This window comes from Pedobacter riviphilus (genome assembly GCF_014692875.1).
In the GTDB taxonomy this organism is placed as follows: domain Bacteria; phylum Bacteroidota; class Bacteroidia; order Sphingobacteriales; family Sphingobacteriaceae; genus Pedobacter; species Pedobacter riviphilus.
On the sequence record NZ_CP061171.1, the window covers coordinates 3,382,774 to 3,405,135 of the forward strand.

The 22,362-nt window shown below is 37.8% G+C and carries 23 protein-coding genes; 15 read left to right on the plus strand and 8 right to left on the minus strand.

What is annotated here, in order from left to right; genetic code table 11:
- Positions 1–247: 247 nt before the first annotated feature.
- Positions 248–2,230, minus strand: a complete 1,983-nt coding sequence (locus H9N25_RS13765) for a heavy metal translocating P-type ATPase (protein WP_190326277.1) — start codon at positions 2,228–2,230, stop codon at positions 248–250.
- A 347-nt stretch (positions 2,231–2,577) separates the two neighbouring features.
- Between H9N25_RS13765 and H9N25_RS13770 the strand changes: the two genes are divergently transcribed.
- The 3 genes from H9N25_RS13770 (at position 2,578) to H9N25_RS13780 (ending at position 6,195) form a co-directional block, all read left to right on the plus strand.
- On the plus strand, positions 2,578–4,611 hold the full coding sequence (locus H9N25_RS13770; RefSeq protein WP_190326278.1) for a M13 family metallopeptidase: 2,034 nt from the start codon (positions 2,578–2,580) through the stop codon (positions 4,609–4,611).
- Between the two features lie 280 nt (positions 4,612–4,891).
- Positions 4,892–5,707, plus strand: coding sequence for a DUF2625 domain-containing protein (locus tag H9N25_RS13775; RefSeq protein ID WP_167295321.1), 816 nt, complete (start codon positions 4,892–4,894; stop codon positions 5,705–5,707).
- 23 nt (positions 5,708–5,730) lie between these two features.
- Positions 5,731–6,195, plus strand: coding sequence for a DinB family protein (locus H9N25_RS13780; RefSeq protein ID WP_167295322.1), 465 nt, complete (start codon positions 5,731–5,733; stop codon positions 6,193–6,195).
- Between the two features lie 49 nt (positions 6,196–6,244).
- Here H9N25_RS13780 and H9N25_RS13785 read toward each other — a convergent pair whose 3' ends face one another.
- Positions 6,245–6,583, minus strand: coding sequence for an MmcQ/YjbR family DNA-binding protein (locus H9N25_RS13785; protein ID WP_190326279.1), 339 nt, complete (start codon positions 6,581–6,583; stop codon positions 6,245–6,247).
- A gap of 243 nt (positions 6,584–6,826) precedes the next feature.
- On the opposite strand from H9N25_RS13785, the gene mnmD reads away from it, so the two are divergent.
- The 6 genes from mnmD to mazG all read left to right on the plus strand — a co-directional run bounded on the left by mnmD (position 6,827) and on the right by mazG (position 11,774).
- Complete coding sequence (gene mnmD / locus H9N25_RS13790) at positions 6,827–7,489, plus strand: tRNA (5-methylaminomethyl-2-thiouridine)(34)-methyltransferase MnmD (protein ID WP_190326280.1); 663 nt, start codon at positions 6,827–6,829, stop codon at positions 7,487–7,489.
- Positions 7,490–8,046: 557 nt separating this feature from the next.
- Positions 8,047–8,994, plus strand: a complete 948-nt coding sequence (locus H9N25_RS13795; RefSeq protein ID WP_190326281.1) for an aldo/keto reductase — start codon at positions 8,047–8,049, stop codon at positions 8,992–8,994.
- A gap of 78 nt (positions 8,995–9,072) precedes the next feature.
- A complete protein-coding gene (locus H9N25_RS13800; protein WP_167295326.1) occupies positions 9,073–10,182 on the plus strand; it encodes an AI-2E family transporter in 1,110 nt (369 codons plus the stop codon).
- A 1-nt stretch (position 10,183) separates the two neighbouring features.
- Positions 10,184–10,480, plus strand: a complete 297-nt coding sequence (locus H9N25_RS13805) for a hypothetical protein (protein WP_116253049.1) — start codon at positions 10,184–10,186, stop codon at positions 10,478–10,480.
- 17 nt (positions 10,481–10,497) lie between these two features.
- Positions 10,498–10,947, plus strand: a complete 450-nt coding sequence (locus tag H9N25_RS13810; RefSeq protein WP_167295327.1) for a DoxX family protein — start codon at positions 10,498–10,500, stop codon at positions 10,945–10,947.
- Between the two features lie 20 nt (positions 10,948–10,967).
- The gene (gene mazG / locus H9N25_RS13815; RefSeq protein WP_190326282.1) at positions 10,968–11,774 is read left to right on the plus strand and encodes a nucleoside triphosphate pyrophosphohydrolase; all 807 of its coding nucleotides are present in this window, start codon (positions 10,968–10,970) and stop codon (positions 11,772–11,774) included.
- 81 nt (positions 11,775–11,855) lie between these two features.
- Here mazG and H9N25_RS13820 read toward each other — a convergent pair whose 3' ends face one another.
- Positions 11,856–12,239 (minus strand): YchJ family protein, encoded by a 384-nt coding sequence (locus H9N25_RS13820; protein WP_223833387.1) that lies wholly within the window; start codon positions 12,237–12,239, stop codon positions 11,856–11,858.
- A gap of 74 nt (positions 12,240–12,313) precedes the next feature.
- Here H9N25_RS13820 and H9N25_RS13825 point away from each other — a divergent pair, with 74 nt between their 5' ends.
- Genes H9N25_RS13825 through H9N25_RS13835 form a run of 3 tightly spaced genes read left to right on the plus strand, consistent with a single transcriptional unit; the run spans position 12,314 to position 14,012 of the window.
- Positions 12,314–13,114: a tRNA pseudouridine synthase A gene (locus H9N25_RS13825; RefSeq protein ID WP_167295329.1), complete on the plus strand. Its 801-nt coding sequence runs from the start codon at positions 12,314–12,316 to the stop codon at positions 13,112–13,114.
- 36 nt (positions 13,115–13,150) lie between these two features.
- On the plus strand, positions 13,151–13,597 hold the full coding sequence (locus H9N25_RS13830; protein ID WP_190326283.1) for a hypothetical protein: 447 nt from the start codon (positions 13,151–13,153) through the stop codon (positions 13,595–13,597).
- Positions 13,598–13,610: 13 nt separating this feature from the next.
- Positions 13,611–14,012: a hypothetical protein gene (locus tag H9N25_RS13835; protein WP_190326284.1), complete on the plus strand. Its 402-nt coding sequence runs from the start codon at positions 13,611–13,613 to the stop codon at positions 14,010–14,012.
- A gap of 55 nt (positions 14,013–14,067) precedes the next feature.
- On the opposite strand, the gene H9N25_RS25315 is transcribed toward H9N25_RS13835, so the two are convergent.
- Together H9N25_RS25315 and H9N25_RS13840 are read right to left on the minus strand one after the other, a co-directional pair.
- Entirely contained in the window at positions 14,068–14,343 is a 276-nt protein-coding gene (locus H9N25_RS25315; RefSeq protein WP_330221038.1) for a hypothetical protein, read from the minus strand.
- On the minus strand, positions 14,340–15,287 hold the full coding sequence (locus H9N25_RS13840; protein ID WP_330221039.1) for an ABC transporter permease: 948 nt from the start codon (positions 15,285–15,287) through the stop codon (positions 14,340–14,342). The genes H9N25_RS25315 and H9N25_RS13840 overlap by 4 nt, the downstream gene beginning before the upstream one ends.
- A 178-nt stretch (positions 15,288–15,465) precedes the next feature.
- Here H9N25_RS13840 and H9N25_RS13845 point away from each other — a divergent pair, with 178 nt between their 5' ends.
- Both H9N25_RS13845 and H9N25_RS13850 read left to right on the plus strand, forming a co-directional pair.
- Entirely contained in the window at positions 15,466–16,734 is a 1,269-nt protein-coding gene (locus tag H9N25_RS13845) for an exo-beta-N-acetylmuramidase NamZ family protein (protein ID WP_190326285.1), read from the plus strand.
- A 145-nt stretch (positions 16,735–16,879) separates the two neighbouring features.
- Entirely contained in the window at positions 16,880–17,086 is a 207-nt protein-coding gene (locus H9N25_RS13850; protein ID WP_184469249.1) for a hypothetical protein, read from the plus strand.
- Between the two features lie 27 nt (positions 17,087–17,113).
- On the opposite strand, the gene H9N25_RS13855 is transcribed toward H9N25_RS13850, so the two are convergent.
- Both H9N25_RS13855 and H9N25_RS13860 read right to left on the minus strand, forming a co-directional pair.
- Positions 17,114–18,973, minus strand: coding sequence for a PAS domain-containing sensor histidine kinase (locus tag H9N25_RS13855; RefSeq protein WP_190326286.1), 1,860 nt, complete (start codon positions 18,971–18,973; stop codon positions 17,114–17,116).
- Between the two features lie 31 nt (positions 18,974–19,004).
- The gene (locus H9N25_RS13860; RefSeq protein ID WP_190326287.1) at positions 19,005–20,048 is read right to left on the minus strand and encodes a DNA topoisomerase IB; all 1,044 of its coding nucleotides are present in this window, start codon (positions 20,046–20,048) and stop codon (positions 19,005–19,007) included.
- A 92-nt stretch (positions 20,049–20,140) separates the two neighbouring features.
- Here H9N25_RS13860 and fmt point away from each other — a divergent pair, with 92 nt between their 5' ends.
- Positions 20,141–21,049, plus strand: a complete 909-nt coding sequence (gene fmt / locus H9N25_RS13865; RefSeq protein WP_167295337.1) for a methionyl-tRNA formyltransferase — start codon at positions 20,141–20,143, stop codon at positions 21,047–21,049.
- Between the two features lie 470 nt (positions 21,050–21,519).
- Here the strand turns inward: fmt and H9N25_RS13870 are convergent, their stop codons facing one another.
- On the minus strand, positions 21,520–22,359 hold the full coding sequence (locus H9N25_RS13870; RefSeq protein ID WP_190326288.1) for an aminotransferase class IV: 840 nt from the start codon (positions 22,357–22,359) through the stop codon (positions 21,520–21,522).
- Between the last annotated feature and the right edge of the window lie 3 nt (positions 22,360–22,362).

Below are 22,362 nucleotides of genomic sequence, written 5' to 3' on the forward strand. Positions count from 1 at the left end.
ATATACTAATTTTTATAGTAATCCACCTTTCTGTTTTTCAACATATATTACTTACCATTAACAAGTTAATAAAGACAAAGGCTGTTTTACCCTAATCTTCTTAATACCCTTAACTTCTTAATGGTAAACGGATCCCATTGTTTTTCATCATGAAGAAGTTAAGAAAGGTTAAGGCTTTATGTAATTTTCTTAATTATCTAAATGCGTTAATGGTAAACGATTATAGACTCCACATACAAATTGCGTGTTAAAACTTCATTTTCTGTATTCTTACCGCATTTAAAATGGCCAAAAGTGCAACACCAACATCGGCAAAAACGGCTTCCCACATGGTTGCTATTCCTCCTGCTCCTAAAATTAAGACGATCGCTTTTACAGCAAATGCCAGTACGATATTCTGGATCACAACCTTTTTGGTTGCCTTACCTATTTTAACCGCGGTTGCAATTTTAGAAGGCTGATCGGTTTGAATCACCACATCTGCGGTTTCAATAGCAGCATCGCTTCCCATTGCGCCCATGGCAATACCAATATCGCTGATGGCCAACACGGGCGTATCATTTATTCCATCGCCAACAAAAGCTACCACCTTACTTTTGTCGCTTTTAATTTCTTCTAGCCTGGCAACTTTATCTTCAGGTAATAAATCGCCAAAGTAAGTATCAATGCCTAAGCCTGTTGCTACTTTTTTAACAATTGAGGTTTTATCACCACTCAGCATCACAACCTGTTTTATTCCGTTTTCATGAAGTTGCTTAACGGCTTCGGCGGCATCTTCTTTTATTTCATCGGCAATTAGCACATGGCCAACGTATTTCTGGTCAACAGCAACAACAACGATACTTTCTTCAATCGATGCAATCCTGGCATCAAAGGCAATATTAAATTTTTCTAAAAGCTTTGTGTTCCCTGCCAAAACTGCTTTGCCATTTACCATGCCCTTTAAGCCCATTCCAGCAATTTCCTCAATATTTTCGGCGGGATGAATTTCTTTCTCTCCTGCGTATTCTACAATGGCTTTCGCAATTGGATGGGTAGATTTTGCTTCAACGGCAGTTAATAAATTCAAAAACGTTGCTTCATCGATACTGCTTTCTACTTGCTGAACCTTAAAAACGCCTTTTGTCAAGGTTCCTGTTTTATCCATTACAACAGTATTTAGCTTGGTAATTAAATCGAGGAAGTTAGAGCCTTTAAAAAGAATCCCATTTGCCGATGCGGCACCAATGCCACCAAAATAACCCAATGGGATGGAAATTACCAGCGCGCACGGGCAAGATATAACCAGAAAAACCAGTGATCGGTACAACCAGGTTTGGAAATGATATTCGCTCCCTAAAACCAAAATTGGAATAGTAACCAGTGCGAGGGCTAAAAAGAAAACAATTGGTGTATATATTTTCGCAAACTTGCGAATAAAGAGTTCGGTTTTAGCTTTGCGCGTAGTGGCATTCTGAACCATTTCCAGAATGCGCGACAATGCGCTATCAGCAAAAGCCTTGGTTACTTTTACTTCAATTACCTTATCCAGATTAAGCATCCCCGCTAAAATCGATTCGCCTTTATTAATTGTACGTGGTTTGCTCTCGCCCGTTAAAGCAGCAGTATTAAAACTGCTTTTATCACTAATCAGTTCTCCATCTAAAGGGATTTTCTCACCAGCTTTTACCTGTATAGTTTCGCCAATTTCTACCTTTTCAGGATTAACATCTTCGTATTTTCCGTTACGAAATACATGTGCTACATCTGCCCGGACATCAAGCAAAGCTTTGATATTCCTTTTGGCCCGGTTTACCGCAGCCATTTGAAACAACTCACCAATGGTATAAAAAAGCATCACCGTTACCCCCTCCGGATATTCGCCAATAGCAAAAGCACCGATTGTAGCGATAGACATTAAAGAGAATTCGGTAAAGAAATCTTTGGCTTTAAAAGTTTCCCAAACCTCACGTAAAACAGGAATACCCACAGGTAAATAAGCTAATATATACCAATAAGGCCGGATGATCTGAAATGCAGGAACATTAAATAGATTATCAAACGCAATTCCAACAAGTAACATAGCCAATGTTACTATGGCAGGCAAATAAGTTTGAAAGGCCGATGGATCTCCTCCATGATCGTGGTCGTGCTCGTCGCCTTCTTCGTGCGAATGATCGTGGTTATGTTTTGGGGCGGAATGTACTTTACTGCTGCAACAGCTATCTTCTTTATCGTGTGAGTGGCTCATTATATCTATTGTATGCTAAACATCATTTTTATTTATTATCGATAAAACCTCGCAGGTTTAGATAACCGTTTTCAAATTTATGGAAAATAAAACGCTTTATTCCGAATCATTCTTGATAGCAATAATTTTTACAAGCGCACAATAAATTTTGTTAAAAAATGTTAATAGTGTATAAAAGATTTAAAATCATGAAATCTATTAAAATTTCTTTTTCAGCATCTGAACTCATTAGACGGCTTGGTTTAGCGAAGATTTACTACTGGTTTAACAAGTAATATTCTTAATATATAACACCAGTATTAATTAGTATTTCATAAATTTCGCATAATTACTAACTTATTAAGCGAATGAAATACCAAAATTTGAAAAGATATTTTGCGGCGCTAGGTATAGTCGCTGCTGGCTTTTCTGCAAATGCTCAAACCAAAAAATTTATCGACCCTGCTAACATGGACCTTTCTGTTAAGCCGGGCGACGATTTCTACACCTACGCAAGTGGTACGTGGGTAAAAAATAATCCTGTTCCTGCTAAAGAAACGCGTTGGGGTTCATTTAACGAACTTCGCGATTTCAATATCAATGCAGTAAAATCTTTAGTTGAAGATGCCGCTGCTGACAAGTCTGCTCCTGCGGGTTCTGTTAAACGTAGAGTTGGCGATTTTTATACGGCCGCCATGGATAGTGTAACCATAGAAAAATTGGGTTATACACCAATAAAAGCCGATTTAGAAAAAATTAAGCAGATTAAAAACATTCAGGGCGTGTTAGATCAGGTTGCTTACATGCGAACCAATGGTTTAGGCGGTGGTATGTTCGGCCTAGGTGTAGGCCAAGACCGCAAGAATGTAAACAAATACATGGTGAATATTGGTCAGGGCGGTACAACACTTCCCGATCGTGATTATTATCTGAAAGATGATACCCGCAGTGTTAAAATCCGCGAGGCTTACAACACCTATATGGTTACGCTATTTACCTTAACAGGAAGTACGCCTGAAGAAGCAAAACAAAAAGCAGCAACAGTTTACAAAATAGAAAAAGCCTTTGCTGAAGCGCAGATGAGCCGTTTAGAAATGCGCGATCCTTACGCCACCTACAACAAACTTACTATTGCAGAACTGAACAAAAAAACTCCGGATATTGACTGGACAACCTATTTACCTAAATTCAAAATCAAAAATCAAGATACCGTTCTGGTTTCTTCGCCTAAATTTATGGCAAGCCTGGATGGAATGTTGAAATCGGTTCCGGTTAGCGATTGGCAGACCTATTTAGAATGGAACATTTTAAAGGGTTCTGCTTCTAGTCTAAGTTCTCCATTTGTTAAGGCGAGTTTCGCTTTCACACAGGCTCAAACTGGCCAGAAAGTACAAACACCACGTTGGCAAAGAATGTCGTCTTTAACAGATGGCACTATTGGCGAATTATTGGGCCAGCTTTATGTGGCTAAATATTTCAAACCAGAGGCTAAAGAACGTATGAACCAAATGATTGTGAACTTGCGTAAAGCATTCGAAATCAGGATTAATGGTTTAGAATGGATGAGCCCTGAAACCAAACAAAAAGCATTAGCTAAGTTACATGCATTTACACCAAAAGTGGGTTATCCGGAAAAATGGAAAAACTACGATGGTTTAGTAATTAATAAAAATACTTATTTCCAAAACTTACGCAACGCAAGTGTTTGGGGGTATAATGAAATGGTCGATCAGTTAGGCAAACCTGTTGATCGCAAACGTTTTGGCATGACACCTCCAACAGTTAATGCTTATTACAGCCCTACTTTGAACGAAATTGTTTTCCCTGCTGGCATTTTACAATTCCCTTTCTTCGACCCAAATGCTGATGATGCTGTTAATTACGGTGGTATCGGTGCAGTAATCGGCCACGAAATGAGCCATGGTTTTGATGATAGCGGAAGTCAGTACGATGCTGCCGGCAACTTAAAAAACTGGTGGACGGCTGAAGATAAAGCCAAATTTGACGCTAAAACAAAAGCTTTAGGCGAGCAGTTTGATGGCTACACCGTATTGGATACCGTTCATGTAATCGGTAAATTAACCATGGGCGAAAATATTGGCGATTTAGGTGGCCTAAATGCCGCTTATACCGCTTTTAAAATGACCAAACAAGGTCAAAGTAATGAAAAAATAGATGGCTTTACACCAGATCAGCGTTTCTTCCTGGCCTGGGCACAGGTATGGAGAGGTAATATTCTACCAGAAAGTGCTGCCCAGTTAATCAAAACAGATCCACATTCTCCAGGCCCATACCGTACCATTGGTGCACCAGTAAATATGGATGCATGGTACAATGCTTTTGATGTTAAACCTGGCGATAAGCTCTATAAAAAACCAGAAGACAGAATTAGAATGTGGTAAGTTAATTTAATTATTTATATTACCCCTATATTGTAAACGTCCCGATTATTTTCGGGACGTTTTTTATTGGTGTGCTTTCAGAGGTTACCATCTGACATCTACCGAAAGTATCAATTCACTCTGAAAACCAATAGTTTTTATAGTTATGAGACAAATCTGGAGGCTGGTAACCCTCCCTCACAATCAAGTCCAATATTTCTACAAATCAAAAAATTAATCTATCTCCCTTCAGCAATTCTTAATTATCATTCTATCTTTGGAAAAACATAAGCCCCTTTTCATGAGAAGCGCATCCAAAACAATTCTTATCCTAAGTTTAACTTTATTCTCTTCAATAACCTTTGCTCAAGATAATAAGTTAATCAGTCTCGAAGCATTGATAAACAAAACCGATCCGGCTTGGCCACTGGTACAAAAATGGATTGACTCTGCCAAAAATAAGGTTGAAGTGTTACCTGTTGATTCTGCAAAAGCTAAAGAAGTATTATATAACTCACAAATGACTACCTATGCTACACTCGGCTCAGTAATTTACAATACTGGCGGCATAATGGTTGATAACGGATGGATTAGAATTTTAGGTTCGGGCAGCGAAAGATTGAACAGGAATATTGCTGAGTGGAACAAAGGAAAAACCTTAAAAGAGTATGGCGATAACATTCCTTACCTTTTAATTGCCGATGATGCTGTTGGCGGTTTCTTCGCGATTAATTACGGTGGTTTGGGCAAAGACATCAAAAACGTGTATTACCTGGAGCCAAACAGTTTAACCTGGCAACCACTTGGGGCTGGCTATGGCGAGTTTCTTGTTTTTTGTTTCGACAGCGATCTTTCTAAATTTTATAAAGGCTTACGTTGGAGCAGTTGGAACCAGTTTATTGCAAATTTAGATGGCACCAAAACTTATAGCTTTCGCCCTTATTTATGGGAAGAAGGAACCGACATTGATAAATGCACAAGGAAACTTGTTGGGATTGAAGAAATGTACCGTTTTAATATCATGAAGTCAAAAGAACTGAATGCAGGTAAAGGCATAAAAAAAGACGAAACCAGCAAGGAGGAAACGAAAAAAGAAGAAACCAAAAACGAGCAGTAAGTCGCCATTTATAAAACAATTCAATGTCTAACACACTTGCTACCATTACCCAGATTAAAAATACCAGGACTTTTATACTAGAACTGGTAAAAGATTTGAGCATCGAGCAGTTAAACAAAATCCCTGCAGGTTTTAACAATAACATCATCTGGAATATTGCCCATTTAACCGCGGCGCAGCAAAATATGTGTTATGTACGATCGGGTTTAGCAGTAACCATCAAAGAAGAACACTTTTCGGCATTTTTAAGCGGCACAAAACCTGAAAAGTTTATTGAGCAGAAAGCGATTGATTCGATTTTCGATGCACTCTTAAACAGTATGGACCGTTTAGCCGCTGATTATTCGAGTGGTATTTTTCTAAAGTTCGACCCATGGGATAAACGTTATGGCATGAAATTAAATTCAATAGAAGATGCGATAAATTTTATCCCTTTCCATGAGGGTATGCACATCGGCTACATCATGGCCTTAAAGAAACTGGTATAAAAATATTGTCTTGAAGATATTTCGATTCTTCCGTGTTTCTATGGCAAACTTAGGCGTACTTAGCCTGTGTTTTCTTAGGTAATTTAGCTAAAACCATCGCTCTCGAATCGGCCACTCTTTTTTTCAGTTCTGTTTCATTAAACACCTCCAGGTTATCAACACGTATCCATTGTCTTTTAGCCATATGGTGGGCCTGCTGTATGCCATCTCTAGCCGTTAATACATCAAACTCTTCGGGATCACACTTTATAGAGAAACTATTATCTTCATCAATGGCGATAATGAAATACATTTTTTCTTCGATCATAAAGCATAAATGTCCCCATTTCATTCCCTCAGTTGTACCAGGTAAATTCAAACAATATTCTCTGAAAGATTCGATATCCATTTTAGGGTTTAGGGTTTAGGGTTTAGGGTTTAGGGTTTAGATGAGATCAAAGCTAACAACAAAAGGTTAAAGAAAAAAGACCATAGTTGAAAGTACAATGAGAAAAAGTCAGAAGCCGGGAGTCCGAAGATTAAAGCAGATGAGCACTCTTATCTTTGGCTAATTTATCGACAAATATTTTGATCCTGTGTCTATATTTGTACCAGGATCTTGAAATCCAAGCATCCTTTTAAATCCTAGCTCATGAATATTATAACCCCAACAGCTGATGGCTCTAACACCCTTTATAACGAAACTATAGGCGAACATTACCACAGTAAACATGGTGCATTACAGGAAAGCAAACACGTATTTATTGATGCCGGATTAAAATTTGCTTCTACCGATCAAACTGAAATTTCTATTTTGGAAATTGGTTTTGGCACCGGATTAAACTTTATTTTAAGCTTCGATTATTGCGATGCGAACAACATCAACCTCAATTATACCAGCATAGAAGCCTTTCCGCTTACTACCGAAGTGATTGAGCAAACAGGTTATTCAGCATACGTTCCTGAAGTAATATGGGCAGATTTTATCTCAAATTACCCAGAGGCGCTTAAAGCACCTCAAAAATTAACTTCGCTTTGCACATTAGAAATTCCGTATACTACATTGGCCGAGTACCGCAGCGACCAAAAATTTGACCTGATTTATTATGATGCCTTTTCTGTACAACACCAGCCAGAAATGTGGAGCGATGAAATTATTGCCCATGCCTGCAGTTTCTTAAAACCTGGTGGAACTTTTGTTACCTATGCCATTACCGGAAAATTGAAAAGAGCAATTAAAGCATGTGGATTTACCATAGAAAAATTGCCTGGTGCCCCAGGGAAAAGGGAAATGCTTAGGGCCATCAAAGGTTGAAGGTTAAAAGGTTGAGGCCATAAGGTTTTTAGGTGATTATAAGCTAAAAAACAAATCTTAACTTAAGGTTCTTTTTTTGGAAAGCTTAGCAGAAGCTATTGGTTCTCTGCAGTCTCGCTCCCGCTTCTGCCGATGAAATATCGGCATCTCGCTTCGATCGGGTTTAGGAGGCTAAAACAGTACTGCTACCTGGGGTAAAATAAACCCGACCGACAGCGTTATCCCGATTTGAGTATTATTTTATTTATTGGTTTATCTATCGGGATTAAGCAAAGGGCGGGACGGGTTTAACCGAAGCACCACAGGCCTTGCTTTTCTAAAAAGTAGAACGCATTTTAATTTATGGAGAAAGATTGCTTTGGTTCCGCTTATCTTGCCCCGTGTCCGATAGCTATCAGAGACGATTATGGCAACGAACTGACTACAATAAACCGACTAACAGGAATAACTTTAAAATTGAAGGTTGACTGCTTTCCAAAAAGTACTGACATAATTCAGACTTCTGCACAAAACCTCAGTCCATATAATTTTGTTAGCATACTATTAATATTCATATCATGGAAAAAAGAATTTTAGGAAAAACCGATTTAAATATTGCGCCCATCGTATTTGGAGGAAATGTTTTCGGCTGGACGATTGATGAAAAAAAGTCGTTTGAAATATTAGACCAATTTGTAGAAAGCGGTTTCAATTTTATCGATACAGCAGATGTGTATTCGCGTTGGGCACCCGGAAATAAAGGTGGTGAATCGGAAACGATTATAGGAAAATGGCTTAAGAAACATAATAAACGCCACGATGTAATTATTGCAACAAAGGTAGGCTCTGATATGGGTCAGGGTAAATCTTTAAAGAGAGATTATATCATAAATGAAGTAGAACATTCTTTATCGCGCCTACAAACAGACTATATCGATCTTTATTTTTCTCATTTTGATGACGAAAGTACACCTGTTGAAGAAACCTTAGGTGCTTACGAAACTTTAATTAAAGCCGGCAAAGTACGCTGGATCGGGGCATCGAACTTTTCTGCAGACAGACTTAAAGAATCTTTGGTTTATGCTACCGAACATAGCCTGCCCTGTTACGAAGTTTACCAACCAGGATATAATCTTTACGATAGAGAAAACTTTGAGCAGGAACATGAAAAAATTTGCCTGGATTATGGCTTGGGCGTTGTAACTTATTATTCGCTGGCCAGTGGTTTCTTAACCGGCAAATACCGTAGTGAAAATGACCTGAATAAAAGCCAGCGTGGTGGGGGCATTAAAAGGTTCCTGAACGAACGGGGCTTTAAAATTTTAGCTGCACTAGATCAAGTTGCTGAAAAGCACCGTATCGAGCTAGCTTCGGCAGCCCTGGCCTGGTTAATTTATCACCCATCAATTACGGCCCCAATTGCAAGTGTTACCGATTTAAGCCAGTTAAAATCGTTCACTGAAGCAGCAAATTTAAAATTAACTGCTGAAGATATTTCCCTTTTAGATAAAGCGAGTATCTATTAAAAATAATCTCTTATATTTAAATGCCCGATTAATAAAACAATTAATCGGGCATTTTGTATTAAACAGAATCTAAAATATATGAAAGACAAACTATCATTTCTACCCAAACTTGCATTGGTTCTTTTCTGTCTAATGAGCCTAACCTACATTGCCATTTTAGGGCAATCGCTGTTAGCTCCTTTACTTTTCTCTTTTTTAATGGCGATTTTACTATTGCCAGTGGGTAACTTTTTAGAACAACGATTAAAGTTTAAACGAAGTCTATCAACTATTGTTTCTGTAATACTGATGATAGCCGTAATTGGAGGGATCATATATTTCTTTGGCAATCAATTAAGCGATTTATGGGCAGATTGGCCTTTACTTAAAGCAAAAGCAGAAAATTCTTTTACCGAATTGAACAAATGGAGCAAACATACTTTTAATTTCAATCTCGAAAACACTACCTCCTATTTAAAAGACAGTACCGAAAAAGCTTTGGCTACCAGTGCTGCTATTGTTGCTACAACCCTGGCCACACTATCTTCTACCCTATTATTTTTAGGTTTTACACTACTATTTACATTTTTCATTTTAAACTACCGTAGGGTATTATTTACCTTTTTAACTTCGGTTTTTAGAGAAGAGCACAAAGAAAAAGTTTCAGAAATTGTCAGTCAGATTCAATATATCATAAAAAAATACATTATTGGTCTATTTCTGCAGATGCTTATTGTTACGGTATTAATGATTACCGTACTGAGTTTATTAGGTGTTAAATATGCGGTTCTGTTGGGCCTGGTTGCAGGTATTTTTAATGTAGTTCCTTATTTGGGAATATTCTTTGCCCTGTTAATAAGCTGCCTAATTACTTTTGCAACAGCAGGTGCAGGTAAGGTACTTCTGGTTTTGATTACTTTTGTTGGCATTCATGCTATAGATGGAAATGTATTAATGCCACTGGTGGTGGGTTCGAAAGTAAAAATAAATGCATTATTTGCCTTTATTGGTATTGTAGTTGGCGAAATGATTTGGGGAATATCGGGCATGTTCTTATGTATTCCTTATCTGGCCATGTTAAAAATAATCTTCGATAGAGTAGATAACTTAAAACCTTGGGGCATTTTAATGGGCGAAGAGCATAAACCCGACAAAAAGAAACGTGTTTACCGGATTACAAAAAAGATTAAATTAGAAGAAAAAGACTAAAATGGCCGAAAACAGATCGCCTCATATTTTAAGCACCTCTGCCAATCTTTTAGGTATTTGCTTTATTGTACTTACTTCTTTAAAAAAACTTGCACTTACCGATGGTTCCATAATTGATGAATTTGCCGTAGCTGCCGTAATGTTTTTTATGACCAGCTGTATCTTATCTTTTATCTCTATGAGAAGAGAAAGAAATGCAAGTCAAAAGTTAGAAAAAGTTGCCGATTTTGTCTTTCTATCAGGCTTGGTTGTCTTATTCGTAGCAACAATTTTAATTGCCTTTAATCTGATCAAGTAAGTTAAAAATTGTAATAAATGAAACCTTTATTTGTATTACTTATCGTTTATGTTGCCCTATTAGCCTTTGGTGGTCATACCACCTTTGATAAAGGAAATATTTTTGCAGGTAATATCGCCATGGGTGTGATGTTACTTTTTACAGCTATCGGGCATTTCAAGTTTAAAACCAGTATGGCTGCCATGGTTCCGCTATTTATCCCTAAAAAAGTAGAAATTGTACTTTTAACAGGTGTGCTGGAAATCTTATTTGCTATCGGCTTAGCGATTGAAAACACCAGGTATTTTACCGGGATAGCCCTAATTATTTTTTACATTGCTATTTTACCTGCCAATATTTACGCTGCCAAACACCGCATCAATTACGAAGATCTGCATAAGCCAGGCCCAGGACCAAAATATTTATGGTTCAGAATACCCTTTCAGCTTTTCTTAATCGCTTGGGTTTGGTACTTTAGCGTTCGATAAATATAGCTCAACCATAAAACATGCCTAACAATCCAATTCCTGCAAGTGCCAATAATCCAGCTGATGCTTTTACACGTTTACTCACTGTTTTAGATACGCTACGTACGCAATGTCCGTGGGATAAAAAACAGACCATGGAAACACTGCGCCATTTAACTATAGAGGAAACGTACGAGTTGAGCGACGCCATTTTAGACGGCGATTTAGATGAAATTAAAAAGGAACTTGGTGATGTGATGATGCATCTGGTTTTCTATTCGAGAATTGCTTCCGAAACCAATGATTTTAACATTACAGATGTTTTAAACGGGGTTTGCGATAAACTGGTAAACCGACATCCACATATTTATGGCGATGTTGAAGTGCAGAACGAAGAAGATGTTAAACGAAACTGGGAACAGATTAAACTGAAAGAAGGCAACAAATCCGTGTTGGGCGGTGTTCCTTCTTCACTACCTGCTTTGGTTAAGGCTGCCCGCATTCAGGAAAAAGCCCGCGGTGTGGGTTTCGATTGGGAAGATAAAAATCAGGTTTGGGAAAAGGTAGAAGAAGAACTTCAAGAATTTAAAACTGAATTTAATGTTGCTGATAATACAGCCATTGATATCGAAAAGGCCGAATCAGAATTTGGTGATGTACTTTTCTCTTTAATCAATTATGCACGTTTCATTAACATCAATCCTGAAAATGCATTGGAAAAAACCAATAAAAAATTCATTAAACGTTTCCAGTACCTCGAAACCAAAGCAAAAGAAAACGGAAAAGCCTTGGCCGATATGACACTTGCAGAGATGGATGTGTATTGGAATGAAGCAAAGAAAATATAGCAAAAAGGAGTAAAATCGCAAAATTCACATTAATTCTGCGAATGGAATCGCAAATTTTATATGAATTTTGCGATTTCAAGTTTATTCATAAAATTTTCCATCAACATAATACCATTGCCCATCTTCTAACCTGAAGTTAGATTTTTCATGCAATACTTCAGTCTGAAATTTCTTATTGAGGTAATAAGCCTTAAACTCTACGGTATCAAAATCTGAAAAAACAATTTCGAGTTTTAGCCATTTGGTATTTTTCGCACTGCTTAAATAAGCACTTTCCGAATGCCCTTTTCTTTTACTGCGATGCGTAGTATCGTAAAGATAAGCAGCATCTGCTACTACAAAAGCCGAATATCTGGAACGCATTAAAGCTTCTGCAGTTGGTGCCTTTTTCACTTTTAAATGATAAGGCTGGCAACACTGGTTAAAGGCGACTCCACTTCCGCAAGGACAGTTTATTAAATCCATGATTAAAATTTACCGCACAAAAATATGATTTAATATTCCTGCTGCTAAAATTTCCGTAAAATTGCAGCTGAAAAATGAGGTATTTCTTTCACATTGCATATCAAGGCCAGTACTTTAGTGGGTGGCAAAAACAACCTGGGGTAAAAAGCGTTCAGGAAGTTATTGAACAAACACTTTCTAAGATTTTAAAATCGCCGATTGCTATTAATGGCTGTGGGCGGACCGATGCGCATGTGCATGCCAGCCAGTTTTTTTTCCATGCTGATATTGAAAAAGAAATTGATTTCGATCTGCTTTATATTTTGAATAAAGCCTTACCTTATAATATTGCGGTATTCGACATTATTAAAATGGAAGGTAAACCCCATGCCCGGTTTGATGCTGTACAGCGGAAATATGATTATTTTATCCATACCTATAAAGATCCTTTTTTAAGTACCCAAAGTTCCTTTTATCAATTAAACAATTTAGATTTTGATAAAATGAAAGCGGTTGTGAAATTATTACCCCAATACAAAGATTACAGGGCTTTTTGTACACATCCGGATAAATACGAACATACCATATGTAATGTAATGGAAGCTGATTTATTTGTAAATCCAAAAGGCGACAGGCTGAGGTTTCATATTGCCAGCAACCGCTTTTTAGGGAAAATGATCCGCATTATTATGGGTAAAATTTTAATGGTTGGTAAAGGAGAACTTAGCTTTGATGAATTTGAAAGCGAGCTGATTACCCTTCAACCTTCAAAACTATCATTACCCGCCCACCCTACAGGCTTATACCTTTCAAAAGTTACTTACCCCTACCTCAACCTCGAACCACGGACTGAATTTATTCATAGTACGCAAGGTATAGACTGGATTTCAATTTAAGTGTAGCGTTTTCATATTGAGCTCCGTTTAAGGGGTATGAAAGTTCAAATCTGTATTTTCCTTTTTGCTCTGATCTTATCTTTAGGTTGTAAAAAATCTACAACGGTTGATGTTTTATTGGATGGCAACTATACAGGTGTACTGGTAATTACCAATAGTATTAAGTCTGTGCCGGTAACCCGCCCAATTTCAATTTCGTTAAAGGATGGAAAATTCAATATTGCGCCGGGTGCTGATGCTAACTTAAAACCATCTGGAGGTAAGGGAACCTATACCTTTAAAAATGGGATAGGATATTTTACCGATGAGGGCGTTTGGACAGCAGATTTTGATTGGAATATGATTTTAAATGGCGAATACGACATTAGAAGCAGTGGAATAGATTTAACCCTTAGAAAAAGATTCAGTGCAAAGACAGATTTTTCTCCTGCTATCTCTTATGCAACCATAGATTATGAATATATTTTAAAAAGAAGTAATTAATCCGCATACACAAATGAAAAATTTAATATTCTTCTTTATTACCTTATCTACTTTTGTTTTTGGATGTAAGAAAAATTCTGAAACAAAAACAACGAATTACGAATTTGAAATCAATACTTCAAAATCAATCGGTGCATCTACATTAGTATTAAAATCGATTAGTGACAGCCGTTGCCCAGTAAATGCCGATTGTATTAGCGCTGGAGGTGCAACAGTATATTTCAAACTAACGGGCAATAACGTTGATCAGGAAATTACCTTATGCAAAGGGGTTTGTGGCGCATTAGAAAGTGTAAAAAACCTTAAAATTAATGGCATAAATTACTCATTAAAATTAATAGACATCACACCATACCCTCAGCTTCAGAAGAGTGCTATTACACAAACTGTAAAAGTTGAGTTGACAAAAGCTTAAGTTTAGGTTTGCTTGGGCATCGGAAATGATCTGTTCGGTGACCCAAGTTTTTTCCTTATTTAAATCTGATTGCTTTAAGCGGGGAAACCTTGCTGATCAATAGCGAAGGAATAATCAAAACCGTTAAACACACCACTACCGTAACGATATTAAGCAGCAGCACATCGATAAAATGAAACTCTATGGGTGCATAGGCTAAAAAATAAGAAGCCTGGTTAAGTTTAAAAATGTGAGTGGCCTGCTGTAAGAAACCAAGTCCTAAGCCCAGAATATTCCCAAGTAATAAGCCAATACCTATTAAATAAGCTGCATTGTAAAGGAAAATTTTCATAATACTCCAGTTGCTGGCCCAAAAGATTTTAGCATCCCAATCATATTTGTTTTTTCTAAAATCATAATCAACAATGCTGTAACCATGTTAATTACGCCTACAATGAGCATCAGGATTAAAAGCACCTTGGTATTTACATCAAGAAGGCCTAACCAGGTAAAGATATTAGGAAAATTTTCTTCAATAGAATACGAGCGCAGATTGCGTGGAAGCTTTTCATAAATATTATCGGCAATAGGTTTAAGCCTGTTAAAATCCTTAATCTTGATTTCTATGCCACCAATTTCATTCGCTTCCCAATTATTGAGGCGTTTAATGATATTCAGGTTGCCCAGTACAAAGCCCTTATCAATATCTTCTACACCTATATCGTAAATACCTACAATTTTAAATTTACGAGGTCGCAATTGGTTTTGAACAAAATACATGATAAAATCGTCACCTGTTTTAAGCTTTAAACGCTTAGCGGTATAATTCGAAATAAGCAGTTCTTGCATGGCAGCTGTACTGTCAGAAAAATCGATGATGGTTCCGCTGATAATATGCTGTTTAATGTAATCCCATTTGTAGTTTTTGTCTATCCCTTTAAAATTAATGCCTTCAATTTCATTATTTGCCGAAAGGATGCCCGGTTTTGTAGCAAAAGGATAATAATATTCGATATCGGAATTGTTTTTGAGCATCTTTTGCGTTTCTCCATCTAGTACAAAGGGAGAATGCTCAAATGAATTATTCAGATCGTAACGGGTAATCTGTACATCGCCTAAATAGCCCCTTACTTTATCCTGAATTTCAGTTTTAAAACCTTTAATAATGGCTATAGAAAGAATCATAACAGCCAAACTCAACATCACACCTGCTATTGCAATGCGGACAATAAGTTTTGAAAAAGTACGCTCAGATTTAATGGCTATCCGCCTTGCTATGAAATATTCGAAATTCAATTTAATCAATTTGTATTAACAAAAATGCTCAATTCCTTTTTAAAAATGGCATTTTCGAAAATAAATAACCAACTTTAAACATCAACCATTAAGTTGTAACAAGAAAATACCAATAGCATAAATGAAATATGTTGTAAATTGTTTTGTTATAATACCGGAAGATTAGAATATACTGAAAATGAAAAATTACATCAGCTTTGCTTTAACCAGTTTAATTGCATTATCGGCCTGCGGACAACCTAAACCACTCGAACAAGAAGTTCTTGGAAAGAAAAGCCCGGAAAACAGAAAACTAATGATCAAGACTGTTAAGCTGCCATCGGCAATTAAAACCGGTGCAGAGCAGACAGAAAAATATCTTCCCCTATTAAAAGGTAAACGTGTTGGTATGGTAGTTAACCCTACATCGATTATTGGAACGCAGACTTCGGTTGATAGCTTGCTGAAACGAGGTGTTAAAATCCAGAAAATATTTGGTCCTGAGCATGGTTTTAGAGGGAACGCCAGTGCCGGTGTTACCGTTAATGATGATGTTGATACCAAAACAGGCATAAAAGCCATTTCACTTTATGGCAAACACAGCACGCCTACTGCTGAAGACTTAGCAGACATCGACATTATGGTGTTTGACATTCAAGATGTTGGTGTTCGTTTTTACACCTATATAAATACCTTACAGCATGTTATGGAGGCTTGTGCCGCAAACAATAAAACATTATTGATTTTAGACCGTCCAAATCCAAATGGCTATTTAATTGATGGGCCGATTTTAGATCCAAAATTTAAATCGGGTATTGGTGTACAACCTATTCCAATTGCTCACGGCTTAACGGTTGGCGAATATGCGCAGATGCTAAATGGCGAAGGCTGGTTAAAAGATAAGGTGAAGTGCAAGATTACCATTATCAAAAATGCCAATTACGATCATGATATGGAATATACTTTACCTGTTAAACCTTCTCCTAACCTGAATACACAACAATCTATTTTACTTTATCCATCTACCTGTTTATTTGAAGGCACGTATTTAAACCACGGCCGTGGAACAATGTTTCCTTTTACTGTTGTTGGGGCACCTTACCTTAAAGGGAAATTCGATTTCAGTTTTACGCCCAAAAGTATAAAAGGAATGTCTGAAACACCATTATTTCAAGATCAGGTTTGTTACGGCTTAGATTTAAGAACTTATGATACCTCAAAACTGATAAAATCGAAACAGGTAAACATTAGCTGGTTAATCGAACTGTATAAGGCATCACCAAAAAAGGAAGATTTCTTTAATAGTAAATTAAGTAAAGAAATGGGTACTATTGAAAGATTAGTTGGTGTGGCAGATTTTAGGCAACAGGTAATTGATGGAAAAAGCGAAGCAGAAATTAGAGCAAGCTGGGAACCAGGCCTAAGTGCCTACAAAGCCATGCGTAAGAAATATTTGCTTTATAATTAAGGATTGAGTGAGAGAAGGATTGAATGATTGAATTGCCTTTGCAATTATTTTCAAACTTAACAGAAAGAGGTTTGTTATTATTGATAGTTGATAGGCGCTGTGCTATTCAATCATTCAAAAACTCAATCATTCAATCATTTTAGCTATGAGCGGTCCAAAAGTTAAAAGCGATAAACCCGGAAGTAATTACCAGGAAGAGGTACCTAAAGGCCGAGAACCTATAGACCATAAAACGGTTAGAAAGGAAAACGACAGCTTACCCAATAAGCCTGTTCGGACGAATAATCCAGCTAAACAGCGTGAGAACGAAGAACAACCTGTGCACCCGATCAAGAAAGCTCCGAAGGCATAAATGATCTTCAGATTGCAGCTTGCGGTATTATCTGATCGATTTGATTTTTAGCGCAAAGAAAAAGGTAGCGCCTTGTCCGGCTGTACTTTCAACCCAAATTCTGCCACCCTCACTTTTAATAATTTCGGCCGAAATGTAAAGGCCTAAGCCCAATCCCGGATAGGTATGCTGTAAATTGCCGTCTATGCGGTAAAACTGATCAAATACCAGGTGTTGCATATCCTTCGAAATTCCGATGCCATAATCTTTAACGCCTAAAACAACCTCTCCATCCTGATTAAATGTAGTTACATCTATCTCATTGGCATCGGTTGAATATTTAATTGCATTAGATAGAAAATTAATGATTACTTGCCCAATACGCTCCTTATCGGCATAAACAACTGCTTTACTGGATAAACTGCAGATAATTCTGTGTTTAGAACTGATGTGCTGCATTTCGCCTACAATTTCTTCAACCGCGGCATCAAAATTAAATTCTACAGGGTTAAAAGTCATTTTGCCCGATTGAATTTTGGTAACATCCAATAAATCGCCAATCAATCCGGTCAGCCGGTTTAACTGCTGATCCATCTTGCGAACCATATTTGCCTTTTTCTCATCACCTTCATTTCTGATCATGCGTTCGAGCACTTGAGCATATGCTTTAATACTGGTTACAGGTGTTTTTAATTCATGGCTGGCAATCCCCAAAAATTCGTCTTTTTGCCGCTGTAACTGCACTTGCTTAGTAACATCCATTGCGGCATGAATAATGGCATATACCTCACCATTCGAATCTTTAAGCGGTTTATATGTAAAACTGAACCACCGTTTTTCTTCCTGGCCATCAACCAGTAAACGGGCTTCTTCCTGATCGGCATGGTAGGTAACTCCGGTACGGTACACTTCTTTTAAAATACCGACGAATGGTTGTACGTTTAATTCTGGTATAGCTTCTTCAACGGTTTTGCCAATCACACTTTTATCTTTGCCCCAAAACCGGAGCATTTCATCATTAGCCAGTCTGATGATAATATTTTCAGTTTCATAATAAGCGGTGGCCATGGGGATATCATAAAGAAAATTCCGAAAACGCTCTTCGCTTTTAGCAGCTTCCATTTTTGAAATAACCTGTAAAGTAATTTCGTTGGCAACTACCATAATACCAGAAACCTGACCATCCTGATCTAAAATCGGATCGTAAACAAAGTTGAAATAAAAATCGCCTAAAACTCCGTTGCGCTCCAACCGGGCCATCGTTTCATAACCATAATGGGCAACTCCGCTATCGTAAACCTGTAGCAAAAGTTCAGGAAAAGGTTGACCAATAATTTCAGGCAATCCATCTAAAAGTTTTAAACCAATTACAGCTTTACTTTTTCCCCATATTTTTAACAGATCATCATTGGCATCTTCTATAATAAGATCTCTCCCCCTCAAAATGCCAATGGCTACAGGTGCATCATAAATCATTTGCCTAAACAAAGCCTCACTTTGCTCTACTTTAAACTTGGCATTTACCAGTTCGGTTACATCGGTAGCATTATTTAAAATGCCCCAAACCTTTCCTTCGGTATCCATTAACGGTTTATAAATAAAATCGAAATAGAAGGTTTGGAGTACATTATCATTTAAAAGTACCACCTTATCTTCTTTGGCTTCGTAAGCCACCGCGGTATTTCTTACCTGGTTGAGGATATTAAGAAAGGGTTGATCTTTTAACTCGGGCAGTGCCAGGGCCAATTCTTTACCTATTACCGATGCATCTCTCCCCCAGGCTTTAAGCATAGCCCTGTTGGCCACCTGAATAACCATATTTTCGCCAATATAAAGTGCAATTGGCATTGGAGACTCTTCTATAAGCGTGTTAAAAATATTGGCTGTATCGTCGAGGTTAATTAACATAACAGGATAAAAAACAAATATAATTGCTTTTTTACTTACTATCTGATTTTAGAAAAGATAATAACACCTTTTCGTTGTGTTCTAAGCTAACTTTACCATTAAGCGAGTTATTATTGATCTTTTTCAGATATTTTTCAAGCTGATTGTTCTCGTAAGCTGTAAGCAAAAACGGGTAAACGTAAGCGCTTTTACATACTGCACGGGTATTACCTAGTTTTTTGGCTACACAATCTAAAACGGCAATAATTGTTTTTTTACTGTTTAAACCGGCATTTTCATTAAACCGGCACTGGGCAAACTGGCGCATGGCTTCGAGGGTACCACCCCAGGTCCTGAAATCTTTTGCAGTGAAATCATCGCCCGTAATTTCTTTAATGTAGGCATTTATTTTACCAGAATCGATGCTTTTGTGTTCGTTGCCATTGGTGTAAAACTGAAAAAGCTCCTGCCCTGGAATATCCCGGCATTTTTTAACCAATTTGGCCAGTGTGCGGTCGTTCAGCTCTACTTTTTGCCGCACTCCTTTTTTACCCACAAAATCCATGGTAATTTTACTGCCATTTATTTTTACATGCTTATCTCGCAGGGTGGTAAGGCCGAAAGAGCCATACAATTGCTTATAGCTTTCGTTGCCTACCCTAATCAATGTTTTCTGGAGCACATCTACCGAAATGGCCAATACCTTACGCTCGTCAAAATTTTTTCGGCGGAGGTCTTTCTGTAAGTTTTTCCGGGCTTTAGGTAGGGCTTTGCCAAATTCGAGGAGGCGGAAATATTTATCTTCAGAACGGCGGCTTGTCCACTTGGAGTGATATTTATATTGTTTCCTCCCAGCAGCATCAATGCCTGTAACCTGCAGGTATGCGTTAGGTTTATTGGCTATCCATACATTTTGCCATGCGGGTGGAATAACCAATGCTTTTATCCGGTCTAGGTGTTTCTCTGCTGTTATTTTGTTCCCATCTTTATCTTCATAATAAAATTTCCCTGGTTTTCCTTTACGGTAAATCCCAGGCATGCTATCAGTTACATACACCAATCCACTTGCCTGAACAACATCTTTGCCTTGTACCATTTTTTGCCTATAAGTATGGGTTTATTTTTAGTTATTTTGCAGAACTTAAACGTGGGTAGCCACGTTATTTTTAGAAACACAACACTTTCATTATGAAAATAGTTTTTATGGGTACGCCCGATTTTGCGGTAGCCTCTTTAGATGCCTTAGTACAAGCCAATTTCGATGTAGTAGCAGTGGTTACTGCGCCAGACAAACCTGCAGGCCGTGGTCAAAAACTGAATGAAAGTGCAGTAAAAAAATATGCTGTAGAAAAAAATATTCCGGTGTTACAGCCAGAAAAGCTGAAAAACCCTGAATTTCTCGAAATCCTTGCCAGCTATAAAGCCGATTTACAAGTTGTAGTGGCTTTTAGAATGTTACCCGAAGTGGTATGGAATATGCCGCCAAAGGGAACTATTAATCTCCATGGCTCGCTTTTACCGCAATACCGTGGTGCAGCCCCGATTAACCATGCCATTATTAATGGAGAGAAAGAAAGTGGTGTAACTACGTTTTTCCTTACACATGAAATTGATACCGGTAATATTATTCTGAGCGATAGTGTTGCCATTGCCGATAACGAAACCGCCGGCGAGCTGCACGATAAACTAATGGTTGTTGGTGCCAACCTGCTGGTAAAAACGCTTAAAGCGATTGAGGCTGGTGAGGTTAGCGAACAGCCTCAGCCACAAAGCGGCGATTTAAAACATGCGCCTAAAATTTTTAAAGATGATTGCAAAATCGATTGGAACAATCAGACGCAAACCATTTATAATTTAATCCGCGGACTGAGCCCGTACCCTACTGCCTTTACTTTTTTAAACGATAAAATACTAAAGATATTCAAGGCCGAAATAGAAGATAAAGAACCGGGCATTGTTGCAGGAGGTTTTTTAACAGATGGCAAAACCTATTTGAAATTTGCCGCTAAAGATGGCTTTATTAAACTGTTAGATATTCAGTACGAAGGAAAAAAACGGATGCTGATTGAAGACTTTTTAAGGGGAATGCGGTTATAGTAATTAATACAGATCCCTCCATTCTGTTGCACACCAGTCGGGATGACGATCGACTTGAGTTATTCTTTTTTTGGAAAGCAGTTGTAGTCACTTTTAGATACGCACAGCCCCGCTCCCGCTTCTGGCAATTTGACCCCGATGTAAAATCGGGTTTAGGTGGCTACAAAAGTGCTTCTGTTTAGGGTTAAATAAACCCGACCGACAGCGTTATCCCGATTAAGTATAGTTTATCTTATGAAGTAAATTTTATCGGGATTAAGCCAAGGGCGGGACTATCGGAACCGAAGCACCACAGATATTGCTTTCCAAAAAAAGAAATGAGTTAAGTTTGAAGTTTTCTAATCTGCTAACATTTACTCCAAAAGTACGTCACCCTGAATTTAGTTCAGGGTCTTATAGCATGAAAGATGCTGAACTCAATTCAAAGACGACCGATATGTAATCGCTTGCCCACAGACCATGGAATAGCATTATAAATTATTCAATTTCTCGATCAAAAATTTAGACACCTCGTTAAAATAACGTTTACGGCCGTAGCCCATCACCCATTGTATGCCCTGAGTGGCATTGGTGATAAAAACCTCTTCGGCTTCTTTTAATATTTCAGGGTTAATTTGTGCCTCGATTAAAGGCATATCGTTCATTTTGCACAACTGCATAATGGTTGTACGCATTACACCACTTATGCAACCTTCTGCAAGTGAAGGGGTATAAATCTGTTTATTGTACACTACAAAAACATTTGCGCTAATGCTTTCGCAAAGAAAGCCATATTGGTTCAGAATCATCGCCTCATCTAAACGGTTCTGGCTTTTAAAAAGGCCGGCCATTACATAAAGCAAGGCGTTGGAGGTTTTAAAATTCGAGAGTTTATTAACCGGCTTAGTCATTTCGTCAAAAACATCAATGATCAAACCTTTGCTATTTAATTCATATGTAGATGCTTTTAAGGGAATGCCTTCTAAAACATAACCTGCTTTATTTGTTTCAGGCGTGTAAACACCTGCTCCGCCCCTGTAAACAGAAAGGCGGAAACGGACATTACCGTTCCATTTGTTGCGTTTTGCTAAATCGGCGGTTTTTTGACGCAGAAAATAATCATCCATTAAAGCATGTCCGTCGATTTTTAACGCTTTCATACCCGCGGTTAATCTATCTGCATGTAAGTCTGCAAATTGCAGCTTATTATTGATCATCCGCATACTTTCGAACAATCCATCGCCAAATTTGAAACTTCTATTCGAAGCGGTTAAAATTGGGGCATCTACCGCCAGAAATTCATCATTAAATAAAAGGTACTCCTGAAGCATATT